This is a genomic window from Candidatus Manganitrophaceae bacterium, assembly GCA_016200325.1.
Taxonomy (GTDB): Bacteria; Nitrospirota; Nitrospiria; order SBBL01; family Manganitrophaceae; genus Manganitrophus.
This window is the reverse complement of sequence record JACQEZ010000007.1, coordinates 200,723-218,434: the sequence shown is the minus strand read 5'-3', so window position 1 is coordinate 218,434 and position 17,712 is coordinate 200,723. Positions and strand designations below refer to the sequence as shown.

Below are 17,712 nucleotides of genomic sequence, written 5' to 3'. Positions count from 1 at the left end.
ATTAAACCGGGCAATCTGGCGATTGGCCTTTTCTTACCCTACACTTCTTTCTTCTACCTACAGACTTCCTCAGCTATGCCAGCAGCTGAAGCCTTGCAACTTAAAAATCACTCACCTTATCTGCCGCCGAATCCGCCGCCACCCCCGCCGCTACCGGAACCCGGGAAGCTACGGCCATCCCCACTGCTTAAGGCATGGGAGCCGGCGCCGCCCCAACGATCCCACCAGATCGGAGTCAGCTGAAAGTCATCTGTATCGTGGTTTGGAATCGCAGGCCGGGTCGAACCGGTTGAGGCGGTTGCATTGCAACCCCCACGGCGTCCTGAATCACTCCGAAAATTTCCTTCCAACCGGCCGGTGGGATCTCCGAAATCATTACACTTGCTGAAATTAACCAGCTGATTCGTGGTCGGATCAATAATCTTGACAACGGTCAGGTCATTCCAGAAATTGATCGGTCCACCCCCGCCGCCCCCGCCGCCGAACCCGCCGCGACCGCCTCCTCCACCCCCACTCGGGACGGAGGTCGCGATGACATGGGAGAGCTGTGACGCAGACGGAGCAAAGGTTTCGCTCTGAGTAATATCATTTCCGCCGAGCCCATCAAACCCGGTGATCCAGACCCCGATGTCTTGGCGAACCCGCACCTTTCCAACCGTCGTATCATTAAACGGCTGCTGCCGGAAAAACATATCCATCTGGTTGAATCCGGTGCCGGCCAAGGTCGCCACCTTTGATTCAACGATGTCAAAATGGAGCTGGATCGGCTGCTTAAATCCATTAATGAAGCTATGGTCGGTCAGCCCCCAGGCCGGATCTTTCATCACCTGATTAAAGATGATATTTCCGGTCGGATCGTTGTTTAATCCGGCTGTTTTCTTTACATAGGAGTCGACCGAAAAGTTGGTGTCTGTGATGCTTTGGAAAAAGAAGCTGTTCCCATTCTGAAGAGAGACCGTCTCCTGGATAAATCCATTGCCCTTAATTGTGTCAGAGATGGTCGCGCCGGAGATCGTGGCCGGGTCGGTGCCCCAGGGAGCAGGCGCATCAGAGAGAAGGGGTGTGACTCTTGCGGGAGGAAGAGGACCCGGAGGTGTCTGGTTCCCTCCACCTCCGCCACCCCCACCACCGCCTCCACCAAATTGAGCCCATACCGGCGTTGCCAGAAGAAGAGAGAGGCTGAGCACAGGAAGAATCCGGAATAAATTTGATGGCAGTAAAAACTTTGAGCTTCTAAGTATCGTCATAAAATACTCCCGCTCTATATGCTAAAAACGACTGCCTATAATAAGGCGAAACACGCAGGATCGGGATTTCGCCATCTAAGTGTTATCACTCTAAATAAAAAAAAGTAACCTGTCAACAAAAAAATTCAAAAAAAGTATAAGACCGGAGTTGTTTTTGAATTCCTAATTTAACGTAAGCTTCCTTACTGTGTCGGAGCGCCAACGATATACTTCAGCGCTTTGTTGCTCGCATCCCGGTAGCTGATGTGAACGGCTCCGGCTCCGTCCACCGCTATATAGGTATCCAATCCAACCTCCCCAGGCGCGTCGAGTGTAAAGAGCGACCAGCTCTTCGGATCCAGACAATTGGAGGAGCTTGATGAACAGGTCGCATACTTAAGGTCTTTGTTCAGATCATCCCGGTAGCTGACGTGGAGTCTACCCGGAACAGCCACAATCTGGGTACTTCCACCCGCATTGTCGATAGCGATTTTCGTCCAATTATTACTGTCCGTACAGTTACCATCACAGCGGGCGTACTTTAGAAGGCCGTTGGTGTTGTCACGATACGTCATATGAACGGTATTCCCAAAAATCGAGAGAGAGTTCTCCGTTCCAACATCAAATTTCCCTTCTCCATCATCAACCACAGCCGCCGCTGCCCCACTCAGTTGGCTACAATTCTGAGCTTGGGATACGGAGCAGGTCACATACTTTAATGTTCCGTTAAGGTAATAGCTCATATGAATAGTGTCGTTTGCAATAACGATATGGTTCGGAGATCCCGCCCCTTTCCCTTGATCGATCTCCACCTTCTCTATATCTCCACTGTTCTTAGAGTCACACGAAGCTGAGCAAGTAGCATAAGTGAATATGTCTAGAGAGGTTTGACCTGTAGCCTTGGGATCACCTTTCTTGGCATAACTAATGTGCACTCTACCTTTATCGACAGCGATATAGGTATCTGTGACTCCAAAAGGTGTGTCATCGACAATAACGGGAGCCCACGTTCCTACACTACCATCGGCCTTTGCGACTCCTTTAGCATATTTCAAAACACCTCGGTCGTCGGCTTTATTTCCGGTAGAGGTCGTACCGACATCTCGATAGCTTACATGAAGTGTTGTTCCTTCAATTGCCAAGTTGATATCCCGTCCGAATTTTTGATCCGTTAACTTGGCCGTGGTATCGATTACCTCATTGTTCCAACTGCCGGGCTTATCACAGTCTTTGGAACAATAAGCATGCTTCGGAGCACCGGCTGAATCGGAGAAGTACGCGATATGGAGCGTCCCAGCGCTATCCACGGCAATCGCAGTGCACTCGCCAGAGTCTGTGGCAACCGTTCCTCCATCAAGCATAATGCCGGACTTAAATGAAGGCGGCGGAGCGAAGACGGCGGTCTTAAACGACCATGGATAAGGATCTGTAAGCAAGTTCCCTTCCTTGTCTCGGACTTGTGGTAAGAGCTTTACCTGGTAAGTACTATTGTATGCCAAATTGGTTTTGTGATTCAAGCGGACGGTGACGCAATCGGTATCTACACAAGCGGGATCATATCCAACATCGAGACCCTCCATAGGCGCCTGAAAGGAAGAGAGCATCATCGGTTTATTAAAGGTGATGTCAATCGGCGTATCGACCGCCGCCGGGGTATCCCCTTGAGGGGAGGCTGAGATCACTTTCGGAAAAACAACAGAAGGGTTTCCCCCGGTGCCATCCCCGCCGGTCCCGCCTCCGGTCCCCGGATTGGGTGGGGCAGGATCTCCAACCCCTCCGCTTCCTCCGCCACAGCCGACGAGAATAACAGCAGCCAAAACGACGATGAAAGGGAGCTGCCGCATCGAAAAATGACGATTCACGTTTTTATAGAAACCGAGAAGCAAATAAATGGTGCACCTGGTTTTTCAGAGTTCGGAGGGCAAGGAACAGGGGGTGAAGACGAGGACGGTTCCTGATAACGAAAGCGGATAACTATATTCCCCTAACCCGACTTGCGGACTCATGTTAACATCGTTCACATCCGCAGACCGCTCTTCTCTAGACACGGATGGGATGATTCTAAGTAAAAAACCGACCTCTGTCAAGGAATTTCGGCGGGACCAAAAGCGCAGGCACCTTAAGTGTCTGCCGACCGCCACATACGTTCTTACCCTATCTTTATCCATGTAGATGTAATGACGGTGCCATTCTAACCGACCGAGTCTACTTGCAGAAGCAGGGAACCGTGTGATAGTTTAGGCAGCATGAGCGAGAATAAAAAGAACATCCTGGCCCTCTCTTTCGATGAATTGGAGCGCTGGGTCCTCGATTTAGGGTGGAAGAAGTACCGCGCCCGCCAGATTATCTCCTGGCTCTATCAGCGGCACATCCCCGATTTCGAGCAGATGACCGACCTCTCCAAGCCCGACCGGGCCCTGCTCGCCGAGCACGCCGTCCTCCATCAGTTGAAGATCGTGACGCGCCAAAAGTCGACCGATGGGACCGAGAAGTTTCTGTTGGGACTCGAAGACGGCAACCAGATCGAGTCGGTCCTGATCCCGGAGGAGGACCGCTTGACCCTCTGCATCTCCTCCCAAGCCGGCTGTACCCTCGACTGCGGCTTCTGCCTGACGGCGCAGGAAAAATTAAAACGGAACCTGAGGGCTGAAGAGATCGTCGGTCAAATCCTCGCCGTTCAACAGACGCTGCCGGAAGAGCGGCGGATCACGAATATCGTCATGATGGGGATGGGCGAGCCGCTGGCGAACTTCACCCAGGTGGTTGAGTCGCTCAAGAAGATGATCTCGCCGATCGGCCTCGGTTTCTCGCCGCGACGGGTCACGGTGTCGACGGCCGGCATGGTTCCACAGATCTTAAAGCTCTGGGAGGCGGTACCGGTCAACCTCTCGATCTCTTTGAATGCCACAACCAACGAGGTGCGCGATCAGATTATGCCGAAGGTCAACCGGCTTTATCCGATCGAAGCGTTGATGGAGGTCTGCAAGGCCTTTCCGCTCCCCTCCCGGCGGCGGATCACCTTTGAATATGTCCTTTTATCGGGGGTGAATGACACCTTGGCCGATGCCGCCCGGCTCGTTCGGCTGAGCCACGGGATTCGATGCAAGATCAACCTCATCCCTTTCAACGAGTTCCCCGGCTCCCCCTATCGGCGCCCGAGTGATGCGGATGTCTTACGTTTTCAAAAGATTCTGCTGGACGCCCATCTCACCGCCACCATTCGGAAGAGCAAGGGACGAGACATCCTCGCTGCCTGCGGGCAGCTCAACAGCGAGTTCGCAGCACGAACCGCCCGCTCACCCCTCTCCGAAATCCCGCTGCTCCCCGCCTAAAGGCGCTTACACGGAAAGACCCCCTGAGATCGCCCATCTTGAACGGCCCGCTCTCGATAAGCTAGACTTAGAGTATACAAACCAAGACTAGCGGGAGGCTAAAAGGATGGAAAAATCAATGATCGATCCGGTCTGTGGAATGACGGTCACAAACGAGAATGTCTGTACCGATTATCAGGGGAAGCATTTCTGCTTCTGTTCGGAAAGCTGTCTTCAAACTTTCAAGAAATCACCGGAACAGTACGTGCGGAAGGCAGGATAGAATCTCATCGACCGGAGGCGGGCGCCTCCGGTCGATGCTTCTGTTTACTCGTCGTCTGACTCGTCCCCGTAGGATGAACCGCCGGAAGAATGCGGCGATCCGGAGCCCATCATCCCTTTTTCCATCCCCATGCCGCCCTTTCCATGCGGCGACATTCCCATGCTGCCATGCGAACCACCCATCATGCCGGACATCCCGCCATGCATTCCGCCCCGCATCCCGCTCATCATCCGCATTTCGATCATCTGACGGAATCGATCAAACTGCGCATCCGAGAGAAAATCTTTTGCCTTCGCCATCGAGCGGATCCGGAACATCATCAGGTCGGTCTCTTGCGCTTCCTTATCTTTCGCTTTCTTCTCTATCTTCGCAAGGTCGAGCTTCGGCTCGGCGATCATCTCCTCCAATTCAATCTGGGAGATCTGGAGCGCCGCCTGCCGCTGAATGGTCCCTTTTTTATAATCGACAAAAAGATCGTGAAGCTTCTTCGCTTGATCATCATTGAGGCCGAGCGTTTCTTTCAACCCTTGCAGGCTGAAGAAATTGGCCCCCTGCATCCCTCCGGGGGAAGGGTGCCCCATCGGCGGCCGCTCCATCCGGCCCCGCTCCCCGCCTTGATGCGGATTTCCTCCCGCCGCCGGCGGTCCCCCCTGCATCATCTGCGCAGAGACGGTCGTCGCCATCATCGATCCCAACAACATACAGATTCCGGCTCCCCGGAACAGATTCCATTTTTTCATTCTCTCCTCCTCACACAATAATCGATCAGCCGTTACGATTTCTTATGATAAACCAAAAAAATCGAAGAGACAACCATCGGTCAATCGCGGTACGTGGCGCGGAACGCGGCGCGGAACGCGGATTGTGGATGGTGGAGTAATAAGGAAAGGAAAAGAACCTACACACGACCGTCTCCACCCGTACTCCTCCCCTTCTGTCTCAGCCTATCATCCTTGACACCCTTTTTAACCATCTGTTAAGATGACCTCCGTTTGATGGAGATCACGAGGAGCCCGAATGCATCGAGGAATCGGTCGGCAAAAATCGCTTCGCCTTCTTCTTATCACCCTACTTCTTATCTCTTCTTCCCCCCTTCTGCAGGCGGCCGACCCGGCCCTCAAGACCGAATCGGTCACCCTCCAGAACGGTGTCAAAGTGGTCCTGGTCGAAGAGCATAAGGCGCCGGTGATCACCTTTCAGGTCTGGTATAGGGTCGGCTCGCGCAACGAGATCACCGGCAAGACCGGACTCTCCCACCTGCTCGAACATATGATGTTCAAAGGAACGCAGAACCATGGAAAGGGAGAATTCTCGCGGATCGTCGCCAAAAACGGCGGGACGGAGAATGCCTTTACCGCCAACGACTACACCGCCTACTTCGAGAACTTCGCCGCCGACCGGATCGAGCTCTCGCTCGATCTCGAATCGGACCGGATGCAAAACCTGACGATGGATCCGAAAGAGTTTCAATTGGAAAGAGAGGTCGTTAAGGAGGAGCGCCGGAGCCGAACCGATGACGACCCTTACTCGTTCCTGATCGAAAATCTGTATGCGATCGCTTTTATGGTCCACACCTATCATAACCCGGTCATCGGCTGGATGAGCGACCTCGACCAGGTGACCCGGGACGATGCCTTCCAATGGTATAAGCGCTACTACCAGCCGAACAATGCGACGATCGTGGTCGTGGGCGATTTCAGCTCCAAAACGCTCCTGCCCAAAATAAAAAACTACTTTGAGAAGATCCCGAAAGGGCCGGAGCCGCCGCAGACCGCTCCCCCGGAACCGTCCCAGATTGGGGAGCGGCGGTCGATCGTCAAACGCGAGGCCCAGCTTCCATTCGTCTTCGCCGCCTTTCACACCCCCAATTACCAGAGCCCCGACAGCTATGCGCTGACCGTCCTCTCGAACGTGATCTCGGCGGGAAAGAGTTCCCGGCTCTATCGAAGCCTCGTCTACCAACAGCAGATCGCGCTCGATGCCGGCGGACATTACGAGGGGCTGACCACCGATCCGGAACTCTTCTATATCTATGCCACCGCCCGGCCTCAAGCCTCGCCGGAGGAGGTGGAAGAGGCGCTGGATGACGAGATCAGCCGGATCCAGATGGAGCCGGTCTCCGAGCAGGAGCTGAAGAAGGCAAAGAACCAAATCGAGGCGGAGTTCATTTTGGGATCCGACTCGAACTTCTTCCGCGCGATGCGGATCGGCACGGCGGAGACGGTCGGCGCGGGGCAGGAGTATCTGACCCACTTTGTAGAAAATATCCGAAAGGTCACCGCCGCCGATCTTCAGCGGGTGGCGAAAAAATACCTCATTGAGGATCAGCGGAGCGTGGGGACCCTCCTGCCGCTTGCAATGGAAGAGGGGGGCTCCACTCCGAACGAAATGCCGAAAGAAGGGGCAGGGCCGATGGCGCCGGGAATGCCTCCAAAGGGGATGCAATGAACGTCACTCAAAAATCGCTTCGGATCAAATTTTATCCGCTTGTATTTGCAGTCCTCTCCCTTCTGCTGACCCTCGCCGCGAGCGTCCCGGCCGCCGAGATCAAGCCGAAGCGGATCGTCACCGAGAACGGCATCACCCTATTGATTCTGGAGCGTCCCTCGCTTCCGATCGTCAGCGTCACGGCGCTCGTTCGGGCCGGCTCACTCTATGATCCGAACAACAAGGCCGGTCTGGCGAACCTCACCACCTCGCTGCTCGACGAGGGGACGAAAAAGCGAACCTCAACGCAGATCGCCGACGCGGTCGATTTTATCGGGGCCGACCTCTCCGCCTCGGCCAATGAAGATTACATGACGGCGACCCTTCATCTCTTAAAGAAAGATGCCGACACCGGCTTCGACCTCCTCTCGGACATTCTGATCAACCCGGTCTTCGATCCGAAAGAGGTCGAGCGGGTCCGAAAGAGTATCCTCGGCACCCTTATTTCTGAAAAAGACCAACCCCAGGCGGTCGCCTCGCGGGCCTTCCGAGGGATCGTCTTCGGAGAGCATCCTTATCGCAATCCGGTCATCGGAGGCGAAGAGACCGTTCCGAACATCACCCGGGAGGAGATCGTCTCTTTCCACCGATCCTACTTCGTCCCGAATAACCTGATCCTCTCGATCGTCGGCGACGTGACCGAAAAAGAGGCGGTGGCGCTCACCAAGAAATATTTCGGAAAATGGGAAAGAAAACAGATCGTCTTCCCTCGGGTCGGGCCACCCACCCCCTTCCAGGGGAAAAAATTGGAGCTGATCGACAAAGAGCTCACGCAAGCCAGCGTGATGCTGGGACATGTCGGGATCGACCGTGCCAACCCCGACTATTATGCCGTGACGGTGATGAATTATATCCTCGGCGGCGGCGGGTTTTCTTCTCGAATGATGGCCGACATCCGCGACAACAAAGGGCTGGTCTATTCGATCTACTCCTACTTCGAGGCGAATCGCTACCCCGGCGAATTCGCCGTCTCGCTGCAGACCCGCTCGAAGAGCACCAATGAGGCCATCGAAGGGGTGGTCCAGGAAATCGCGCGGATTCGAAAAGAACCGGTCGTCGACAGGGAGCTCGCAGAAGCAAAGGCCTATCTCGTCGGAAGCTTCCCGCTCCGGATGGAGACCACCGCGCGACTGGCTGCCCTCCTCGCCTCGATTGAGTATTACCAATTGGGGCTTGACTATTTTGAGAAATACCCCAGCTACATCAACCGGGTCACGCGCGAAGATGTGTTGCGGGTCGCCCAGAAATATCTCGACCCAGACCATTATGCGTTGGTGGTGGTTGCGAAGCAGAGCGACGCTCAGATCAAAGAGCTGCCGACGGCCACAGAACCGACGGCCAAGCCGAGCGCCGCGCCGGGAGCGATTAAATGACCCCCCATCGGGATTACGACCGCCTCTTTGAAATCCTCCGCGAAATGAATTCGGTCGCCGTCGCCTACTCCGGCGGCGTCGACTCCGCCCTCGTCGCCAAGGTCGCACACGATGCGCTGGCGTCGCGCGCCGTCGCGGTCACCTCGATTTCGCCGACCCTCCCCGCCTCTCAACTCCAAGAGGCGAAGGAAGTCGCCGCCGGCATCGGCATCCGCCATCTGTTTGTCGAGTCGGATGAGCTTCAAATTCCCGGCTACGCCGAGAACAGCGCGAACCGCTGCTATCTCTGCAAGGGGGACCTCTACACCCTGCTCATCGACGTGGCCCGGCGCGAAGGGGCAAGACATATTGTCGATGGAACCCATCTCGATGATCTCGGCGACATCCGTCCCGGATTGGCCGCGGCGCGCGAGCGGGGGGTGCGAAGCCCCTTGGTCGAGGCGGGATTGAACAAAGAAGCGGTCCGATCGCTCTCCCGCGTGTTGGGCCTTGCGACGTGGGACAAACCGGCCTCCGCCTGTCTCTCCTCCCGCTTTCCGCGCGGGACACGCATCACGCACGCCCGGCTCAAACAGATCGAGTCCGCCGAGGAGGTTCTTCGCGAGCTCGGATTCCGTCAGTTTCGCGTTCGCTATTATGACGAGACCGCCCGGGTCGAGCTGGCGCCGGAGGAGCTTCGGCCGTTGGAGGCCGACCGGCGCGCCCTCCTGGTCGCCCGGATCGAAGCGTGCGGCTTTCAGCAGGTGACGTTCGATCCCGCCGGATACCGCCCGGGAGGGGCCGACCGGCCGGGAACAGAGCCGATCTTGCTGCATCAGATTGATCAAATGCATCCGATCCATGAAACGAAATAAAATCTCCTTCCTTTTCCTTCCGCTCTTCTTTCTGCTCCTCGCGGCCGAGACCCCGCCCCCCGCTCCGCCGCCGGCAACGACCGCCGATCTGACCCTGACCCTTCACTCTCCCTACCATGCGCCGATCACGGCCAAGGGACGCTTCTACCGGAGTGGGTTGTCGATCCGCTACGAGCCGGAAGGGACCGAAGAATTCGATCTCTACGATCTGACACGGCGGGAAGAGATCCGCCTCTTCCCCAGGGATAAAATCTATTTTCAAATCCGGCTCGGCCCGGCCCGCCTGATTAAGGCGATTCAAGAAGGATGGCTGCCCCCCCCCGCTCCCTATAAAGAGACGCGTATTCTGCTAAATGAAGGCTCGCTCAAAGGGCGCGATGCACGGCTCTATTTAGTTTTGTTGGAGGAGAAGGAGAAGCGCTGGCATTCGCTCCGATGGGTCACGGCCGACGCTTCGGAAATTCCGCTTCAGGTCATCTATTCGGCCAGCGACTATGAAACGGTGATCGCCGAGTACAGTGCGCTCCAGACAGAGCCGGTCGATCCCGATCGATTCAAACCTCCCTCCGATTTTCTGAGCGTGAACCCGTACTGAACAGGAAAGCGGGCCTTCAACTTTACTTTTTATTGTGAAGATGCCATAATTTTGCAACTTTAGAGGAGATTTTAGATGTCCGACATTCGCGTCCGCTTCGCCCCCAGTCCCACCGGTTTTCTTCACATCGGCGGGGCGCGGACCGCGCTCTTCAATTGGCTTTTCGCCCGGCATCACGGGGGAAAATTCTTTCTTCGGATCGAAGACACCGACCGCTCTCGATCGACCGATGAAGCAATTGAGGCGATCATCGACGGCATGCGGTGGCTCGGGCTCGATTGGGACAAGTGGGAAGGGTCGGATAAAAACCCGGTTCGACAGACCGACCGCTTCGATCTCTATCGGAAGAAGGTCGAGGAGCTGCTCGACCGCGGCCTCGCCTACCGCTGCTACTGCACGGCGGAAGAACTGGATGCCCGCCGGAAAGAGGCGATGGCCCAAGGGAAGGTTCCCCGCTATGATGGCCGGTGCCGCCTGCTGACCGCGCCGATTCCGGGAAAAGAAGCGGCGATCCGGTTTAAAGCCTCGTCGGAGGGAGAGATCGTCGTCGATGACCTGGTGAAGGGAAAGGTCGTCTTCGATGCGAGCACGGTTGATGACCTCATTATCTTACGATCCGACGGAACACCGACGTACAATTTCTGCGTCGTCGTCGATGACGTTGATATGAAGATCTCGCATGTGATCCGGGGCGACGATCATCTGAACAATACGCCGCGGCAGATCCAGCTTTATCAAGTGCTCAACTACCCCCTTCCGCGGTTCGGGCATGTCTCGATGATTCTCGGCGCCGACAAAGCGCGTCTCTCAAAGCGCCACGGCGCCACCGCCGTTCAGCAATATCGCGACGAAGGCTTTCTTCCCGAGGCGATGGTCAACTACCTCGTCCGCCTCGGCTGGTCGGCCAAAGATCAGGAGATCTTCAGCCTGCCGGAGTTGATTGAGAAGTTTACCATCGAACAGGTCGGCGCCTCCGCCGCCACCTTTAATCCCGAAAAGCTCCTTTGGCTCAATGCCCATTATATTCGGACCGTCGATCCAAAGCGGGTCGCGCAGCTCCTTCTGCCCCATCTGGAACAGCTCGGCGTGTCGCCCGAGCAGATCGATCGGCCGCGGCTGGAGCAGATCGTGATCGCGCTCCGCGAGCGCTCTCGGACCCTGAAGGAGATGGCCGACCTGGCGGTTCACTTTTTCGTCGATGCCGTTCCGATCGATGAGAAAGCGCAAAAGGTCTTGACGCCGGAGACCCTTCCGATCTTCAAGGCGGTCCATGCGCGGCTGGCCGAGACCGACTTTGAGCACACCGCGCTGGAAGAGGCGTTCCGGTCGATCGGCGAAGGGCTCGGATTGAAGCTCTCTCAGGTCGCCCAGCCGGTCCGCGCCGCCGTCACCGGCAAGACGGTGAGCCCCGGTATTTTTGATGTGCTGATCCTTCTCGGAAAAGAAAAAACGCTGAAGCGGCTGGCGTCGCAAATCGATCCTCTTTCTTCTCCGCCCGCTTCAAAATAAGTTTCTTGACACCCAAAGCGCTTTCCGCTAAATTCTTTCTACCTTCCAGCTCTAATATTGGATATTGGGGGATCGTCTAGTGGCAGGACAGCAGACTCTGACTCTGCTTACCGAGGTTCGAATCCTCGTCCCCCAGCCATTCTTTGGTTTTCACACTTTCAGCAATCAAGTCAAACGGTTTTCTATAGGTAGGACAAGGAGTTCCGTCCTTCAGGGTGCAGTTCGAAAGTAAGATTTTCAGCAGTCGCGCTTTCTCGTGAACATCTTGCGCAACATATTGAGAATACGCCTGATTAGCGAGTTCTACGATTCGAATCCCTTCCTGGAGATAATTCGTGTTTGCCTTCTGGTGAGTCTGTAATTTGTTTTGAATCTGATCCTGCTCTCTTCGCCAATCCTGATTTCGCTCGGCCCAAAACTCTTCTGAAATTTTTCCATCCAATTTATCGAAAGCCGTCGCTCTTATCGGCAGCACTGATTACCGACGACCCCCACCCGGAAGTTGCGGCGGCAGGACACGACCGAACACCGATTCCTCTCAAGCGGTCCGCGGCGGAGGCTTGGCTCCATGCTGCAAGCATTGACGAGGCGCTGGCGATTATCAAAGAGGAGCGGGAGCGGCCCTATTTTTCGCATCGAGTTTTGGGCGCAGCTTAAGGGGTTCGCGTTGGTTGCGCATTCAATGACTCTCATTCGCAAGGTCTACATTAGAATCTGCGGGCCTGCCGCAGTGTTTTACCGAAACCGATGGAGCAACCGCGGTTCTGGTCCTTTGGATAGATGGTGGCTGCCGCTCGCCATAATTGCAGTGATTGGCTACTCGGTTCTACCAAGTCTGGCCGCTTCCTCGAAAGGCAAGCCAGCGCATGATGTTAAATATTTCTTCGAGCACATCGAGCATTTCAGCGAGGAGCTGACGGGACGCATTGAGCAGTCGAGTACCGTCAGAGGTCGGCTCGTTACATTTCATCTGCCGGTACAATGCAAGACTGTCCCCTGCCTCTCCCCTGAGGTTTTTGCATTCCAAGATCCCTCAGACGAGCAATATAAAATGCAGATCTTTGAGGACAATTCGCTGCTTCGAGAGTTAAAAATCGGTCAAATATACGTATTGATCGATTCATTAAGGACGCTGAGGTCATTGAAGACAGAGAGTGAAACATAGGTCACAAACATAGAAGTTAAAATATAAACAACTGGAAAAGAAGACCTTTGTGGAGTTAGGATTGACTAACACTTCCCATTCGCGCAGAACCGGTCCGCATCGATTCTAAATTTATAGGGACTGTCTGGTCCTGTGATTCCAAAGACTGTGATCGGAAGCATGTCTGTTGCATTATTTGTAAGAAAACCCGATGAGGTCTCCGCCAATCCGCGATATCGATGAGGTGGCATAATGTCCATGACTAGCCAGGCTTGTTGAGTCTGCCCAACTTCCAGCTTTGAGGACAGAGCCATATAATCACTGATAAATTGATTCCAATCATGTGCCAGTAAATCGAGGTCATTGTAATCCTTGAACATGTCTGTAATCCCACCAAGAAAGTCACCCGCCTGATCAACGCCTCCTTTGGTAGGCCCCATGGCGAGCTGCATTCCTCCTCCTGAACCTCGTGCGCTCTCAGCACTTGAGCTCTCTCGAGGCGGGAGAGGCATATCGGGAGCTGCCAGTATTCCGTCCTGCTCCTGTGGAGGCTCCGGAAAGTCCAGCATCGGAAGGGCGGCGGTCATAGCTCTAAACCTATTCTCCGAGGCCATTGAGGCTGCGAATCCCCGAGCATAAATCGCTTCTCTCTCTCTGAATGCCTTAAGGTCAGCGCCATATTCCGCTCGCTGTATTGGCATCGTTACAATTGCGTCATAGGTCCAAATCGGAGTACCGTTAATGGAACCCACCGACTGAAAGGCATAAGTGTTCTTTCCAATTTGTGAGCAGCTAAAACTATCGACCTGGTACCCGCAAACCGTATAAGGTCGAATTACAATTGTATTCAGGCCGGGAGCAAGCCCTCCTTGGGGGACGGTATTTACAGAGGTCGTCCCACCATTATTAGTTGTATTCGTGGTAATATATGCACTGCACTCCGCGTAGCCTGTCGGATCAATCATATTAATAGGATTGTTTCGAACATAACTATAGCGGTTAAAGCTCTGCGGGTTTCCTGGATGTGGGACGATTGGATCGGCCATAATGAACCGACCGAGTGCCGGATCGTAGAGTCGCGCTCCATAATCATAAAGAGCATTCCCTGCCGCATCCGCTGTGTCCGAATCAAGTTCTTGACCCGTATATTTATATCGTGTCCCACCCAATGGGTCGGTGCTGTCGCTGCGAGTGGTCCCGAAGGGAAGATAATTGAGCTTTTGGTCAATTTGGATTAAACCGCCCGTATCTCTCTGGCTATTAGTGATGATATTTGTACTTCCTAAATGATCCGGATGAAAGTAGTGGGTCGATTGGCCGTCTTTCATCGCGATGAGACGCCCCCCTGCCGTAATATATTTGGAGCAGGAAGTTCCGACCGTCCCGCTGCCTTGCTTACACTCATATAGGCTGCTTATATAAAGTGTTGTCTCCTGGGCAGTACCTTTCTGCAAAAGCTTCTTGATCTTGGTACCGCCGGCATCATAAGTAAATTGAATCACTGAAGTGGTTCCGATTCGAATCGTATCCGGCCTGTTCTCCTGATTATAATCAATGCTTCGACCGGCACCTGTAAGCATGTTGCCATTTTTGTCATATTGATAATTCTGATTACCTACCTGTGTGACTGCATGCGGCTGCTGACTGGCCGGACCGCTTGGCAGATAAGTATACAGTGAATCAGAGCAGGAGGTTTCGTCTGGGGCACAATTCTTGACGCTATTAATATTCCCAATTTCGTTATAATCGTAGATAAATTTTGCGGCACCGTTCGCTCCATATGGACCGAGCGCCGTTTTCAATCGACTGAGATGATCATATTTGAACTCTTGGCTAACCGATGTAGTTCCACAAATGCCTGACGCATTCCTGTAATCGTTTATGGTAGCGACATTGCCTTTGAAGTCATATGTATAGTCCATACTCTGAAAACACTTGTTCGTTGTTGGATCCTTAGTAAGGATTGAATGGAGTCTAAAGTTATCCGCCTGATAAGCATAGGCGGTTGTCACCCCATTTCCGAAGGTGAGGAGACTTGGCTGGCCTAACACATTGTAACCGGAATATTGAACATAAGGAGTGGCGCCCGCAGCGGCTTGCGGATCGTCAACCTTTTCTAGAAGTCCATTGTTTAAGTAGCGATATCGAACCTGGCTGCTATCCGGATAGGTAATTGTATCGAGACGATTTAAAGAGTCGAATGTGCTACTAAAGGTATAGTTAATCCCATCGATCGTTCGGGTCTCACCGATGGCTCGTCCCCGTTCATTATATTGAAAGATCACCTTATTCCCAGTTGAATCAATCACCGAGGTCAGCTGTCCTAGACCTTTCCCAAATGTGGCGCCGGTTTCATCATAATTGAACGTTGCAATTCCATTTGCATCTTGCAGCTGACAGTCAGCGGCCGTTGTCTGTCCTGCTGGAGCATCCACTGCCGTTCGCTGGGTAAGATATCCAGTGATGCTGCAGGTCAGCTCATAAGTGCCAGCGATCAGATTGGCAATCGTGTACCTTCCATCGCTTCCTGATGTGGCGGAGCCCTTTATAATACCACCCTGATAGATTGTGGTGTCGGCCCCAGAAAGCGTTGAACCGTCAGATTTCGTAACGCGCCCAATGATCGTCGCACTGTTATTTAGCGGGATAGCGCTGGTCTCGGTGCTGTTGGCACTCTCGCTGGTTCCATCATAAGCCCTGATTACGTAGTAGTATGGCGTTCCATTTACCAAACCGTTATCTATATAACTGGAAGTAGTATTGTTCATCAGTGTAGTAACCAACGTCGAGTAGGGACCGCCGGCTATCGTCGATCGGTAAAGACGCTGCTGTGTAACATCGGTATCAATCGATGGGGTCCAGCTCAGCAGCAGGGCTCCGCCTGAATCGGGTGCTACATCTGTCGCCTGCAATGTCATCGGTACGTGAGGGGCGACATTGTCGACAGGGTTGGCTTGTGCCTCGTTGCTGTTCACACTCTCATATGGGCCATACGCCCGTATTACGTAATAGTAGACTATTCCGTTCGTCAATCCTACGTCAGAGTAGGAAGTGGTCGTGTTATTCAGAATGGTCGCAATGAGGCTATAGGTCCCGCCACTTGTCGTTGCTCGATAAATCCGCTGCTCCGTTATTCCCGCATTGGGGGAAGCAGTCCACGACAGACTGAGGGTGCCGCCTTGATCTGAGGCGGTATCGATTGCCGCGAGGTTGGTCGGTGCAGACAGCGGGAGACCCACATTGAAATTATTGAAATAGGTGGTATTGGCTGCGTTAGCGACGGATAAAATTCCGGCATAATCTCCCGCACTCAATGATGTATCAACCACTGAGATGGCGGGCATCACCTCATTCGCAAAGAAAACTGAGAGCAAGCTTCCATTGACCACCAGACGGAGGCGGTAATAGGTACTATAAGAGAGGGATCTGGCCGCGACGGTTCCGACCGGGGCTGCCACTCCGTTGACTATTTTTAAGAGTGCAATGTTTCCCGCTCCGGCATCGAGCCTGGCCGTATAAAAGTTAGTTGAATTCGACCAACGTGCGATGACCGCACAGCTATTGCTTGCTGCGATGACCGCGCAGTCGACAGCAACATCCTGATTGGGGCCGATTGATCGACGGAATCTCGCCGCTTTACCATTGATGTCGACATTTCGGATTTGGTTGTTAAAGACCTCTAAATCCGGCTGATATTCGTCCCAATTGCTTCCTAGATTGCTACTGTTCGTCCGATCGAAAGTGTCACTCAGAGGATAGGGAGTGCTGGCAGCGAAGTTATCAAACCATGCTGTATTAGCGCCTGTGGTAACGGCCAAAACTCCAGCGTAATCGCCAACCGTCAGACTGGTATCCGCAATTGATATAGCCGGCGTGGTCTCTCCAGCAAAATAGACACTCAAAGTGGATCCTCTAATCACCAGACGAAGGCGATAGTAGGTATCGACAGAAAGTGAACGGGCCGCCGTGGTACCGATCGGTGTCGAAACCCCATTAACCATTTTCAAAAGGGCAATATTCCCTTGTCCGACGTCTAACCGCGCGGCATAGAAATTATTCGTAGTGGACCATCGTGCCATTACCGCACAGCTATTGCTCGAAGCGGTGACTTTACAATCTACCGAGACATTCTGATCCGGGCCGATTGCAGTCGTAAATTGAGCCACTTTTAGTCCCGAATCGGCGTTTCTAACCTGGTTGCTGAAGATCTGCAGGTCAGGTCCATATTCATTCCACTTGGACCCCAGATTGGTGCCGTCTGCGCGGTCAAAGCTATCTATCATAGGGACTGATACATTAAAATTATCGAATAAAACGGTGTTGGCGGCAGAAGCTGAAGCAAGGATGCCGGAGTAATTGCCAGAAGTCAGTGAATTGTCCAAAACTGAAATGGCAGCGTTGTCTTCATCCCCAAAGAAAATTGAAATAGACGGTCCCGAGACAACTAAGCGGAGGCGGTAGTATGTATTATATGTCATTGTTCGCGTAGCCAGTGCTCCAAGTGGTGACAGGGTCCCACCGACTACCTTAAAAAGAGCAATGTTCTGTGCTCCGACATCTAACCTGGCCAAATAGAAATTGCTCTGATCAGACCAGCGTGCCATCACTGCACAGCTGTTACTGGCGGCAAGGACGCCACAGTCAACCGAGACCGCCTGGTCCGGTCCGATAGATTTCATAAACTGCGCGGCCTTGGGACCGCTATTTAGGTTCCGAACCTGATTAGAAACAATTGCTAAATCGGAAGCATATTCATTCCAATCGGGTCCGATGTTCGTGCTATCGGACCGCTCGAAGGTATCTGTAAAGGTCTGTCCCCACGAAATACTAGGCAAGCCGAGGGCAATAAAAACGATGCCCACAAAGAAATAAATAGAGGTCAGGACTGGCTTTTTCATCCAATAACTCTCATCGTTCTGCTCATCCTACC

General features: G+C 53.7%; 12 protein-coding genes and 1 tRNA gene. 9 read left to right on the top strand and 4 right to left on the bottom strand.

What is annotated here, in order from left to right:
• Positions 1-116: 116 nt before the first annotated feature.
• Positions 117-1,187 carry a hypothetical protein gene (locus HY282_05325; protein MBI3803166.1) on the bottom strand — a complete coding sequence of 357 codons (1,071 nt, stop codon included), beginning with the start codon at positions 1,185-1,187 and terminating at the stop codon, positions 117-119.
• A 242-nt stretch (positions 1,188-1,429) separates the two neighbouring features.
• The gene (locus HY282_05320; GenBank protein ID MBI3803165.1) at positions 1,430-3,112 is read right to left on the bottom strand and encodes an Ig-like domain-containing protein; all 1,683 of its coding nucleotides are present in this window, start codon (positions 3,110-3,112) and stop codon (positions 1,430-1,432) included.
• A 360-nt stretch (positions 3,113-3,472) separates the two neighbouring features.
• Here HY282_05320 and rlmN point away from each other — a divergent pair, with 360 nt between their 5' ends.
• Positions 3,473-4,558: a 23S rRNA (adenine(2503)-C(2))-methyltransferase RlmN gene (rlmN, locus tag HY282_05315; protein ID MBI3803164.1), complete on the top strand. Its 1,086-nt coding sequence runs from the start codon at positions 3,473-3,475 to the stop codon at positions 4,556-4,558.
• Positions 4,559-4,664: 106 nt separating this feature from the next.
• Positions 4,665-4,820 (top strand): YHS domain-containing protein, encoded by a 156-nt coding sequence (locus HY282_05310; GenBank protein MBI3803163.1) that lies wholly within the window; start codon positions 4,665-4,667, stop codon positions 4,818-4,820.
• 44 nt (positions 4,821-4,864) lie between these two features.
• Here the strand turns inward: HY282_05310 and HY282_05305 are convergent, their stop codons facing one another.
• Entirely contained in the window at positions 4,865-5,560 is a 696-nt protein-coding gene (locus HY282_05305) for a periplasmic heavy metal sensor (GenBank protein MBI3803162.1), read from the bottom strand.
• A gap of 277 nt (positions 5,561-5,837) precedes the next feature.
• On the opposite strand from HY282_05305, the gene HY282_05300 reads away from it, so the two are divergent.
• The 7 genes from HY282_05300 (at position 5,838) to HY282_05270 (ending at position 12,803) form a co-directional block, all read left to right on the top strand.
• Positions 5,838-7,268, top strand: coding sequence for an insulinase family protein (locus HY282_05300; GenBank protein MBI3803161.1), 1,431 nt, complete (start codon positions 5,838-5,840; stop codon positions 7,266-7,268).
• On the top strand, positions 7,265-8,680 hold the full coding sequence (locus HY282_05295; protein ID MBI3803160.1) for an insulinase family protein: 1,416 nt from the start codon (positions 7,265-7,267) through the stop codon (positions 8,678-8,680). Before HY282_05300 ends, HY282_05295 begins: the two co-directional genes overlap by 4 nt.
• Positions 8,677-9,534, top strand: coding sequence for an ATP-dependent sacrificial sulfur transferase LarE (gene larE / locus HY282_05290; protein MBI3803159.1), 858 nt, complete (start codon positions 8,677-8,679; stop codon positions 9,532-9,534). Before HY282_05295 ends, larE begins: the two co-directional genes overlap by 4 nt.
• A complete protein-coding gene (locus tag HY282_05285) occupies positions 9,521-10,129 on the top strand; it encodes a hypothetical protein (protein ID MBI3803158.1) in 609 nt (202 codons plus the stop codon). The genes larE and HY282_05285 overlap by 14 nt, the downstream gene beginning before the upstream one ends.
• A 75-nt stretch (positions 10,130-10,204) precedes the next feature.
• Positions 10,205-11,638, top strand: a complete 1,434-nt coding sequence (gltX, locus tag HY282_05280) for a glutamate--tRNA ligase (protein MBI3803157.1) — start codon at positions 10,205-10,207, stop codon at positions 11,636-11,638.
• Positions 11,639-11,703: 65 nt separating this feature from the next.
• Positions 11,704-11,777, top strand: a tRNA-Gln gene (locus HY282_05275).
• Between the two features lie 429 nt (positions 11,778-12,206).
• Complete coding sequence (locus HY282_05270) at positions 12,207-12,803, top strand: hypothetical protein (GenBank protein ID MBI3803156.1); 597 nt, start codon at positions 12,207-12,209, stop codon at positions 12,801-12,803.
• 65 nt (positions 12,804-12,868) lie between these two features.
• Here the strand turns inward: HY282_05270 and HY282_05265 are convergent, their stop codons facing one another.
• On the bottom strand, positions 12,869-17,680 hold the full coding sequence (locus HY282_05265; protein ID MBI3803155.1) for a carboxypeptidase regulatory-like domain-containing protein: 4,812 nt from the start codon (positions 17,678-17,680) through the stop codon (positions 12,869-12,871).
• Positions 17,681-17,712 lie beyond the last annotated feature (32 nt).

Excerpts from the sequence above, each read along its gene's own strand:
- HY282_05295 (MBI3803160.1), top strand. The coding sequence starts at position 7,265 with ATGAACGTCACTCAAAAATCGCTTCGGATCAAATTTTATCCGCTTGTA.
- larE (MBI3803159.1), top strand. The coding sequence starts at position 8,677 with ATGACCCCCCATCGGGATTACGACCGCCTCTTTGAAATCCTCCGCGAA.
- HY282_05305 (MBI3803162.1), bottom strand. The coding sequence starts at position 5,560 with ATGAAAAAATGGAATCTGTTCCGGGGAGCCGGAATCTGTATGTTGTTG.
- HY282_05265 (MBI3803155.1), bottom strand. The coding sequence starts at position 17,680 with ATGAAAAAGCCAGTCCTGACCTCTATTTATTTCTTTGTGGGCATCGTT.
- HY282_05310 (MBI3803163.1), top strand. The coding sequence starts at position 4,665 with ATGGAAAAATCAATGATCGATCCGGTCTGTGGAATGACGGTCACAAAC.
- HY282_05285 (MBI3803158.1), top strand. The coding sequence starts at position 9,521 with ATGAAACGAAATAAAATCTCCTTCCTTTTCCTTCCGCTCTTCTTTCTG.
- gltX (MBI3803157.1), top strand. The coding sequence starts at position 10,205 with ATGTCCGACATTCGCGTCCGCTTCGCCCCCAGTCCCACCGGTTTTCTT.
- HY282_05300 (MBI3803161.1), top strand. The coding sequence starts at position 5,838 with ATGCATCGAGGAATCGGTCGGCAAAAATCGCTTCGCCTTCTTCTTATC.
- rlmN (MBI3803164.1), top strand. The coding sequence starts at position 3,473 with ATGAGCGAGAATAAAAAGAACATCCTGGCCCTCTCTTTCGATGAATTG.
- HY282_05270 (MBI3803156.1), top strand. The coding sequence starts at position 12,207 with ATGCTGCAAGCATTGACGAGGCGCTGGCGATTATCAAAGAGGAGCGGG.